Below are 10,086 nucleotides of genomic sequence, written 5' to 3' on the forward strand. Positions count from 1 at the left end.
TATTCATCTAAGGTTTGGTATAGTTATGCAAATGAACGATCTTACGGTTGCCGTCTCCGGCGCCACCGGCTATGCCGGCGGAGAGGTGCTGCGTCTCCTCAGCACTCACCCTACTGTGAACGTCACCACGGTGTGCGGTCATTCCTCGGTGGGTGAGACGCTCGGGAAGCATCAGCCGCACCTGCCCCGATACGCCGACCTCGTCGTCCAGGACTCCACCGCCGAGGTGCTCGCCGGACACGACATCGTCGTCCTCGCCCTGCCCCACGGGCAGTCGGGAGCGATCGCCGCCGAACTCGCCGAGACCAGCCCCGACACCCTTATCGTCGACCTCGCCGCCGATCACCGGCTCATCAGTGCCGAGGCCTGGGAGCAGTTCTACGGCTCCGCCCACCAGGGCACCTGGACCTACGGACTGCCGGAGATGCTCCGTGCCGATGGCACCAAGCAGCGCGAGGCGCTCAAGGACACGAAGCGCATCGCCGTGCCCGGCTGCAACGTCACCGCCGTTACCCTGGGCCTCGCGCCGATCCTCAAGGACGGGCTCATCGCCCCGGCCGGCCTCAACGCGGTCCTCGCCAACGGCGTCTCCGGCGCCGGCAAAGCACTCAAGCCGCACCTCACCGCTGCCGAGATCCTCGGCGACGCCTCCCCATACGGCACCGGCGGCACGCACCGGCACGTGCCCGAGATCGAACAGAACCTCAACGGCGTCCTCGGCGAGGATGCCGCGAACGGCCCCACCCGGATCTCGTTCACCCCGACCCTCGTCCCGATGTCCCGCGGCATCCTCGCGACGCTCACCGCCGACCCTGGCCCCCAGGCACCGCAGACCGCGGACGGTTCCCTCGACGAGACGGCCATCATCGGCGCACTGCAGCGCTCCTTCGCCGAGGCCTATGCCGACGAACCGTTCGTCCGGCTCCTGCCCGCAGGTCAATGGCCGCGCACCTCGGCGACGACCGGATCCAACGTCGCCCAGATCCAGTTCACCGTCGACGAACGCGCCAGCAAGGTCCTCGTCGTCGTCGCCCTCGACAACCTGGTCCGCGGCACCGCCGGCCAGGCCATCCAGTCCATCCACCTGGCGCTCGGTCTCGAGGAGACGACCGCCCTGCCACTCGAAGGAGTCGCCCCATGAGCGTGACCGCAGCCCGGGGCTTCACCGCCTCCGGACTCATCGCCGGCCTCAAGCCGAGCGGGAAGAAGGACCTGGCGCTCGTCGTCAACACCGGACCGGCCGACGCCGTCGCCGCCGTCTACACGTCGAACCGGTGCAAGGCCAACCCCGTCCTGTGGTCGGAGAAGGCCTCGGCGAATGGCCGCGCCCGTGCCGTCGTCCTCAACTCCGGCGGCGCCAACTGCTACACCGGCGACTTCGGGTACGAGACGACGACGCTCACCGCCGAGACGACGGCGCGCCTCCTCGGAGACGTCGACCCCGGCGACGTCCTCGTCTGCTCGACCGGGCTCATCGGCGTCGGCGGCCAGGACTTCCGCGACCGCATCATCGACAACCTCCCGCAGCTCGTCTCCACCGCAGCAGCCGATGACGCCGGCGGAGTCGACGCCGCCGAGGCGATCATGACGACCGACACCGTCGCGAAGACCTCCGTGCGCACCGGCGACGGCGGCTACACCGTCGGCGGGATGGCCAAGGGCGCGGGCATGCTGGCCCCGGGGCTCGCGACGATGCTCGTCGTCCTCACCACCGACGCCGCCGTCGACGCCGCCGGACTCGACGCCGCCCTGCGCGGCGCGACGAGCCAGAGCTTCGACCGCCTCGACACCGACGGCTGCATGTCGACGAACGACACCGTCATCCTCATGGGCTCCGGCGCCTCCGAGGTCACCCCTGACGCGGACGAATTCTCGGCGATCGTCAAGGACGTCTGCCTCGACCTCATGCACCAGCTCCACGTCGACGCCGAAGGCGCCCACCACGACATCGCGATCACCACCCAGGGCGCCGCCTCCGAGGCCGAGGCGGTAATGGTCTCCCGCTCGGTGGGCCGGTCGAACCTGTTCAAGGCCGCGATCTTCGGCGAGGACCCGAACTGGGGCCGCGTCGTCGCCCAGGTGGGCACCACCTCGGCGGAGTTCGACCCCGCGAACATCGACGTCACCATCAACGGGGTTCGCGTGTGCCAGGCCTCCGGACCTGATGCCGACCCCGAACTCGTGACCTTCGAGCGCACCGTCGACGTCGTCATCGACCTGAACGTCGGCGACGCCTCCGCCACGATCTGGACCTCGGACCTCACCCACGATTACGTCGAAGAGAACAGCGCCTACTCCACATGAGCAATCCCCACGACATGTCCACGAAGTCCACTGCCGCCCGGCTCGCCGCCGCCCAGGTCAAGGCCGAAGCCCTCACCGAGGCGCTGCCCTGGATCAAGACCTTCGCCGGTGCGACGATCGTCATCAAGTACGGCGGCAACGCCATGGTCTCCCCGGAGCTCCAGCAGTCCTTCGCCGACGACATCGCCTTCCTCCGCTTCGCCGGGATCCGTCCCGTCGTCGTCCACGGGGGAGGACCGCAGATCTCCTCGATGCTCGGCCGCCTCGGCATCGAATCCGAGTTCAAGGCCGGGCAGCGGGTGACGAGCGAAGAGGCCGCCGAGGTCATCCGCATGGTCCTCTCCGGCCAGGTCAACCGCGAGATCGTGTCCCGGATCAACATGAACGGCAATGCCGCGATCGGCCTCTCCGGTGAGGACGCGGACCTCCTCCTCGCGCACAAGACCTACGCCGAGGTGGACGGAGAGACCGTCGACCTCGGCCGGGTGGGCGAGATCGCCGAGGTCAACACCACCGTCCTCCACGAACTCCTCGACGCCGGGCGGGTGCCCGTCATCTGCTCGATTGCCGCCGAGATCGGGGGAGAGGCCGGCAAACCGCTCAACGTCAACGCCGACCTCGCGGCGTCTGCGGTGGCGACCGCGCTCAAGGCGGAGAAGCTCATCATGCTCACCGACGTGCCCGGCCTCTACGCGAACTGGCCGGACACTTCGAGCCTCATCTCCCGCATCAGCCCGTCGACCCTGCGCGAGCTCCTGCCCTCGCTGGATTCGGGGATGATCCCGAAGATGACCGCCGCGCTCGAGGCGATCGAGCAGGGAGTCAAGCAGGCCCACATCATCGACGGCCGGATGGCGCATTCGCTGCTGCTCGAGATCTTCACCTCCGAGGGCATCGGCACGATGGTCGAAGAGGCAGAGGTGGCTCCTGCGGCCCTGCGCGACGGACACCAGGCCCACCAGGAAGCAGGCAACGACGATGACTGACGCACAGACCTGGCGCGATGACTTCAGCCGCGTCCTCTCACCCGTCTTCGGCGCACCCCAGCTCGACCTCGTCCGCGGACAGGGCTCGAAAGTGTGGGACGCGAGCGGCAAGGAGTACCTCGACCTCCTCGCCGGAATCGCCGTCAACGCCCTCGGCCACTGCCACCCGGCGTGGGTCACAGCGATCAGCGAGCAGGCCGCCACCTTGGGGCACATCTCGAACTTCTTCACCTCCCCACCGCAGATCGCCCTGGCCTCCAAACTGCACGAGATCCTCGACCTGCCCCAGGGTTCGGCCGTGTTCCTCTCGAACTCCGGCGCCGAGGCGAACGAGGCCGCCTTCAAGATGGCCCGCCGCGCCGGGGGAGGGGGACGCCCGATCGTCATCGCCGTCGAGGGTGCCTTCCACGGCAGGACCATGGGCTCGCTCGCCCTGACGGCGAAGGCCGCCTACCGGGAGCCCTTCGCCCCGGGCGTGCCCGGCGTCGTCCATGTCCCCTACGGCGATGTCGACGCTCTCGCCGCCGCGATCAACGACACGTGCGCGGCCGTGTTCATCGAACCCATCCAGGGGGAGGTGGGCGTGCGCACCCACCCCGCCGGCTACCTCACCGCAGCCCGGGAACTCACCCGCGCCCACGGCGCACTCCTCATCCTCGACGAGGTCCAGTCCGGAGTCGGACGCACCGGCCACTGGTACGCCCACCAGGACCCGGAAATCGGCGAGGGCGTCGTCCCCGACATCATCACCTCGGCGAAGGGACTGGGCGGAGGCATGCCCATCGGGGCGACGATCACCGTCGGGACCGCGAACACGAAGCTCCTCGAAGCCGGGCAGCACGGGACGACCTTCGGCGGCAACCCGCTCGCGACCGCCGCGGCGCTCGCCGTCCTCGAGACGATCGAGACCGAGGGACTCCTCGCCCATGTCCGCGAGACCGGGACATGGCTGCGCGGCGAACTCGAACAGACCGCGGGAGTCGCCTCGGTGAGCGGCACGGGACTCCTCGTCGGCATCGAACTCGACCCTGCCGCGACAGGCGGAGCCGACGCCAAGACCATCGCCGCCCGCGCCCTCGAGGCCGGATTCATCGTCAACCCGGTCACACCCGAGCGGCTGCGGCTGGCCCCGCCCCTGACCATCACGGCCGAGGAGCTGCAGACGTTCCTCACCGCACTGCCCGCCCTCATCGCCGGCTGAGACTGACGCCACCGCCACCCGAAGGACCACCATGACCCGCCATTTCCTCAAGGACACCGACCTCAGCCCCGCCGAACTCAGCGAGGTCCTCGACCTCGCGGTGACGCTCAAGGCCCAGCCGTACCTGCGCACGCCGCTCGCCGGACCCCAGACCGCGGCCGTCATCTTCGACAAGACCTCGACCCGCACCCGCGTCTCCTTCGCCGCCGGCATCGCCGCACTCGGCGGACAGCCGCTCATCATCAACCCCGGCGAGGCGCAGCTGGGCCACAAGGAGTCGATCGCCGACACCGCGCAGGTGATGTCGCGGTTGGTCTCGGCGATCATCTGGCGCACCTACGCCCAGGCCGGGCTCGAGGAGATGGCCGAGAACTCCGCCGTGCCCGTCGTCAACGCCCTCTCCGACGACTTTCACCCCTGCCAGATACTGGCCGACCTCCTGACCATCCGTGAGCACCGCGGCGACCCGGCCGGGCAGACCATGACCTACTATGGCGACGGCGCCAACAACATGGCCAACTCCTACGTCCTCGGCGGAGTCAACGCCGGCATGCACGTGCGCATCGCCGCCCCTGCCGGCTACCAGCCGGATCCCGCGATCATCGCCGAGGCGCGCGACCTCGCCGGGACCACCGGCGGATCCGTCGAGGTCACCGACGACCCCGTCGCCGCCGCCCAGGGGGCTGACGTCCTCGTCACCGACACGTGGGTGTCGATGGGCCAGGACGCGGGCGGCCGCGACGGCGAGGACTCCCCGTTCGTCAAGTACCAGGTGACGAGCGAGCTCATGGGTCTGGGCAACGACCCGATCTTCCTCCACTGCCTGCCCGCCTACCGCGGCAAGGAGGTCGCGGCCGAGGTCATCGACGGCCCCGCCTCGGTGGTCTTCGACGAAGCCGAGAACCGCCTCCACGCGCAGAAGGCGCTGCTCACCTTCCTCTTGGACCGGCGATGAGCAGGGCCGGCGGAGCAGCGATGGCCGCGGCACCGGCAGGGGCCCGCGAGCGATGGGAGCGACGATGACCGAGGGCTCGGCGCCGCTGACGAAGACCGCGCGGCAGCAGCGGATCATCGACCTCATCACCCGCGAGTCCGTCCACTCCCAGATCGAACTCGCCGAGGCGCTGTCCAAACGCGGGATCACCGTCACCCAGGCGACGCTCTCCCGCGACCTCGCCGAGGTGGGGGCCGTGAAGATCCGGTCGACGTCGGGATCCGTCTACGCCGTCCCCGGCGAGGGCGGGGACCGCAGCCTCCAGCAGTCGACGGGGGACACTCTCGATGCGAAGCTGCCGAGGCTGCTCGAGGAACTCCTCGTCTCCGCCTCGGCCCAGGACACCATGGTCGTCCTCCGCACCCCGCCCGGAGCCGCCCAGTACCTCGCCTCGGCGATCGACCGGTCCTCGCTGGCCGGGATCTTCGGCACGATCGCCGGTGACGACACCGTGCTCGTCATCGCCGACGCCGCCATCGGCGGACAGAGCCTCGCCGAGAGCTTCCTCGAGATGGCCGCGGGCGGCGGCGACCACTGACCACCCGTCCGCCGGCACCGGTGGACCACCGACACCACCAACCGACCGGGCAGGACCCGGCAGGCAACGATCGCCTCGGCGAGGACATGAGCGCCCCGCCGGAGGCACGGAAGGACACACTGTGAGCGAACGACTGAGTCTGTGGGGCGGACGATTCTCCGACGGTCCGGCCGACGCCCTGGCCGCACTGAGCAAGTCGACCGATTTCGACTGGCGACTGGCCCACTACGACATCGCCGGATCGAAGGCCCATGCGAAGGTCCTCCACCGGGCGGGACTCCTCGACGACGCGGAACTGGCCGGGATGACCGAGGCGCTGACCGAGCTCGCCCGCCGGGTCGAGACCGGCGAGTACGTCGCCGCCGAATCCGACGAGGACGTCCACTCCTCCCTCGAGCGCGGGCTCATCGAGATCGCCGGACCCGAACTCGGCGGCAAGCTGCGTGCCGGCCGGTCCCGCAACGACCAGATCGCGACGATGGGCCGGATGTACCTGCGCGACCACGCCCGGGAGATCGCCGGCCTCGTCCTCGACACCGTCGAGGTCCTCATCGAACAGGCCGACGCCCACCGGGAGGCGCCGATGCCCGGACGCACCCACCTCCAGCACGCCCAGCCGGTGCTGCTCGCCCACCACCTCCTCGCCCACGCCTGGCCGCTGCTGCGCGACGTCCAGCGCTTCGTCGACTTCGACCAGCGCGCCGGCGTCTCCGCCTACGGGTCCGGCGCGCTCGCCGGATCGTCGCTGGGCCTCGACCCGCAGGCCGTCGCCGCGGACCTCGGCTTCAGCGACTCGGTGGAGAACTCGATCGACGGCACCGCGAGCCGCGACGTCTTCGCCGAGTACCTCTTCGTCACGACGATGATCGGCATCAACCTGTCGCGCCTGAGTGAGGAGATCATCGCGTGGGCGACGAAGGAGTTCTCGTTCGTCACCCTCCACGACGCGTACTCGACCGGGTCGTCGATCATGCCGCAGAAGAAGAATCCCGACATCGCCGAGCTCACTCGCGGCAAGTCCGGACGGCTCATCGGCGACCTCACGGGACTGCTCGCCACACTCAAGGCCCTGCCCCTGGCCTACAACCGTGACCTCCAGGAGGACAAGGAGCCGGTCTTCGACGCCACCGACACCCTCGAGCTCCTGCTGCCCGCGTTCACCGGGATGGTCGCGACCCTGAAGTTCGACACCGAGCGGATGGCGTACCTCGCCCCGCGCGGATTCGCCCTGGCCACCGACATCGCCGAATGGCTCGTGCGCAACGGAGTGCCCTTCCGCATCGCCCACGAGCTCTCCGGGGCAGCGGTGCAGCTGGCCGAGTCGAAGGACGTCGAACTCTGGGATCTCACGGACGAGGACTACGCCGGGATCTCCGAGCACCTCACCCCCGAGGTGCGCGAAGTGCTGACGACCCTCGGGTCGATCGACTCCCGCAACGCCAAGGGCGGCACCGCGCGTTCGGCCGTGGCCGAGCAGCTCGACAATGTCCGCGCCGAGGTGGCCCGCCTGCGCGAGTTCGCGCAGTCCCCGCGCAGCGTGTGAGGGGACGGGCGGGAGCCGGGGCGCGGTGAGCTGCGCGACGACGCTCGACCGCCTCGGCGCGGGACGATGCCCCGTCCGCCGAGCGCGTAGTATTGATGCCGTCAATCTCTTGACAGCGCTCCATTGTGCGCACCTGCGCAGTGACAGTTCGAAAGGAACACAGTGACCGACATCTTCAGCGAATTCAAGGCCCGTGGGCTCGTCGCGGTCTCGACCGACGAGGCCGCCCTCCAGCACGCTCTGGACAAGGATTCGCTGACCTATTACGTCGGTTTCGATCCCACCGCGCCCAGCCTGCACATGGGCAACCTCGTCCAGCTCATCACCGCCCGCCGTCTGCAGCTGGCCGGACACAACCCGCTCGCGCTCGTCGGCGGGGCCACGGGCCTCATCGGCGATCCGCGGATGTCGGGGGAGCGGACACTCAACCCGCGCGAGGTCGTCGAGGAATGGGTGGCGAAGATCCGCGCCCAGGTCGAGCGGTTCCTCGACTTCAGCGGCACGAACGCGGCCCAGGTCGTCAACAACTACGACTGGACGTCGCAGTTCTCGGCCATCGACTTCCTCCGCGACATCGGCAAGCACTTCCCGGTCAACCGGATGCTCGCCAAGGAATCCGTCTCCGCCCGGCTCAAGAGCGAGAGCGGGATCTCCTTCACCGAGTTCTCCTACCAGGTGCTCCAGGGCAACGACTACCTCGAACTCTACCGCCGCTACGGCTGCACGCTGCAGACGGGAGGGTCCGACCAGTGGGGCAACCTCACCTCGGGCGTCGACCTCATCCGCCGCGTCGAGCAGACGAGCGTCCACGCCCTTGCCACGCCCTTGCTGACGAAGGCCGACGGGACGAAGTTCGGCAAGACCGAATCCGGGACCGTCTGGCTCGACCCGAGCCTGACCAGCCCGTACGCGTTCAGCCAGTTCTGGCTCAACGCCGATGACCGCGACGTCATGAAGTTCCTCAAGGTCTTCTCCTTCCGCCCTGTCGAGGAACTCGACGCGATCGAGGCGGAGTTCACCGCGGCCCCGCACTCCCGGCTGGCGCAGAAGGTGCTCGCCGAGGACGTCACCACCCTCGTGCACGGACGCGAGCAGTACGAGCAGGTCATCGCCGCTGCCTCCGCCCTCTTCGGCGGCGGGCAGCTCGAGGACCTCGACCCAGCCATCCTGGGTGCCGCGACGGCCGAGCTTCCCCGGGGTGACGTCGACGCCGCCCAGCTCTCGGCAGGACTGCCCGTCGCCGATGCCTTCGTCACCGCAGGCATCGTCAAGTCGAAGGGCGAGGCCCGCCGGGCGATCAAGGACGGCGGCGCCTACGTCAACAACGTCAAGGTCACCGGTGAGGACCAGACCCTGACTAGCGCCGAGGTGCTCGACACCGCCACCGGGGGAGTCATCCTTCTCCGTCGCGGGAAGAAGACCCTGGGAGCCGTCGACGTCGTCAGCTGACGACAGGGGCCGGGGTGATGGCATCCGGCTGTGGGAGCCGTGTTCGCTCCGCCTGGGGAACCGACTTTCGGTTGCCGGCCTGTGAACGCACCGCCTGAACCATGAGCCGAGGGGCTTCATCGTGGATGACCACGATGAAGCCCCTCGACCATTTCCGGTCGACGACGGGATCGGTGTCGCTCTCGGTTCCTGTGCCTCGGTCGGATGTCTTGTTCCCAGTGGGGACAACCCCACGGGTCGCTGCGGCCATCACCCGAGACGATCACCATGCGCCTGATTAGAGTCGGGGACAGGAACGTCACCGGCCGGGCCGACTCGGCCGGCCCGAACGATTCGACACGAAAGGATCCACGACGTGAGAACACTGCTCAACATCATCTGGTTCATCTTCAGCGGACTGTGGCTCGCCCTCGGGTACTGGACAGCCGGCATCATCGCCTGCATCTTCATCGTCACCATCCCGTGGGGCATCGCCTCGTTCCGGATCGGCAACTACGCACTCTGGCCCTTCGGCCGGGAAGTCGTCGAGACCCGCACCGCCGGAGTCGGGGCGGCACTGGGCAACATCATCTGGCTCATCGTCGCCGGCATCTGGCTCGCGATCGGCCACGTGCTCACCTCCATCCCGCTCTTCCTCTCGATCATCGGCATCCCCCTGGGATGGGCGAATCTCAAGCTCATCCCGATCTCGCTCATGCCGCTCGGCAAGCAGATCGTCGACAGCAATGCGCTGCTTCCCGGGTACCGACGGGCCTGATCGAGGGCCCCTGCCGCAGGATTCCCGGCACTGGAGCTCCCGGTGACCGGTGTCACAGCAGAATCTGTCGGTTTCGAGTTGCGTGGTGGGGTTGGGCTGGTCTAAAGTTATATCTCGTTCGCCTCGCAGGAAACGGGCCGGTCACGGATCGTTTCCACCAGGTGTGACCAGGGTAAACACCCGGTCACCACGGGTCGCGGGGAGGGAACACCAATGATGACCGACACCCCCGGGTAGCTGCAGGTTCACTGTGGTGGGTTTGGGTGTGTGTTTGTGGTTTGAGAATCCAATAGCGTGTTTGTTTGAAAACAATG

At 68.6% G+C, this 10,086-nt stretch carries 9 protein-coding genes; all 9 read left to right on the forward strand.

What is annotated here, in order from left to right; all coding sequences use genetic code 11:
* Positions 1 to 31 precede the first annotated feature (31 nt).
* The 9 genes from argC to DFO65_RS02600 all read left to right on the forward strand — a co-directional run bounded on the left by argC (position 32) and on the right by DFO65_RS02600 (position 9,772).
* On the forward strand, positions 32 to 1,141 hold the full coding sequence (gene argC / locus DFO65_RS02560; protein ID WP_113902823.1) for an N-acetyl-gamma-glutamyl-phosphate reductase: 1,110 nt from the start codon (positions 32 to 34) through the stop codon (positions 1,139 to 1,141).
* Entirely contained in the window at positions 1,138 to 2,304 is a 1,167-nt protein-coding gene (gene argJ / locus DFO65_RS02565) for a bifunctional glutamate N-acetyltransferase/amino-acid acetyltransferase ArgJ (protein ID WP_113902824.1), read from the forward strand. The genes argC and argJ overlap by 4 nt, the downstream gene beginning before the upstream one ends.
* Positions 2,301 to 3,290 (forward strand): acetylglutamate kinase, encoded by a 990-nt coding sequence (gene argB, locus DFO65_RS02570; protein ID WP_113902825.1) that lies wholly within the window; start codon positions 2,301 to 2,303, stop codon positions 3,288 to 3,290. The genes argJ and argB overlap by 4 nt, the downstream gene beginning before the upstream one ends.
* The gene (locus tag DFO65_RS02575; RefSeq protein ID WP_113902826.1) at positions 3,283 to 4,491 is read left to right on the forward strand and encodes an acetylornithine transaminase; all 1,209 of its coding nucleotides are present in this window, start codon (positions 3,283 to 3,285) and stop codon (positions 4,489 to 4,491) included. The genes argB and DFO65_RS02575 overlap by 8 nt, the downstream gene beginning before the upstream one ends.
* 31 nt (positions 4,492 to 4,522) lie before the next feature.
* Positions 4,523 to 5,446, forward strand: a complete 924-nt coding sequence (gene argF, locus DFO65_RS02580; RefSeq protein ID WP_113902827.1) for an ornithine carbamoyltransferase — start codon at positions 4,523 to 4,525, stop codon at positions 5,444 to 5,446.
* Between the two features lie 64 nt (positions 5,447 to 5,510).
* On the forward strand, positions 5,511 to 6,023 hold the full coding sequence (locus tag DFO65_RS02585) for an arginine repressor (RefSeq protein ID WP_113902882.1): 513 nt from the start codon (positions 5,511 to 5,513) through the stop codon (positions 6,021 to 6,023).
* A gap of 121 nt (positions 6,024 to 6,144) precedes the next feature.
* Positions 6,145 to 7,566, forward strand: a complete 1,422-nt coding sequence (argH, locus tag DFO65_RS02590; protein ID WP_113902828.1) for an argininosuccinate lyase — start codon at positions 6,145 to 6,147, stop codon at positions 7,564 to 7,566.
* 162 nt (positions 7,567 to 7,728) lie between these two features.
* Positions 7,729 to 9,015 (forward strand): tyrosine--tRNA ligase, encoded by a 1,287-nt coding sequence (gene tyrS / locus DFO65_RS02595; protein WP_113902829.1) that lies wholly within the window; start codon positions 7,729 to 7,731, stop codon positions 9,013 to 9,015.
* A 355-nt stretch (positions 9,016 to 9,370) separates the two neighbouring features.
* Positions 9,371 to 9,772: a YccF domain-containing protein gene (locus DFO65_RS02600; RefSeq protein ID WP_113902830.1), complete on the forward strand. Its 402-nt coding sequence runs from the start codon at positions 9,371 to 9,373 to the stop codon at positions 9,770 to 9,772.
* The last annotated feature ends 314 nt before the right edge of the window (positions 9,773 to 10,086 follow it).

It is taken from the genome of Brevibacterium sanguinis, from assembly GCF_003315415.1.
Lineage (GTDB): Bacteria > Actinomycetota > Actinomycetes > Actinomycetales > Brevibacteriaceae > Brevibacterium > Brevibacterium celere_A.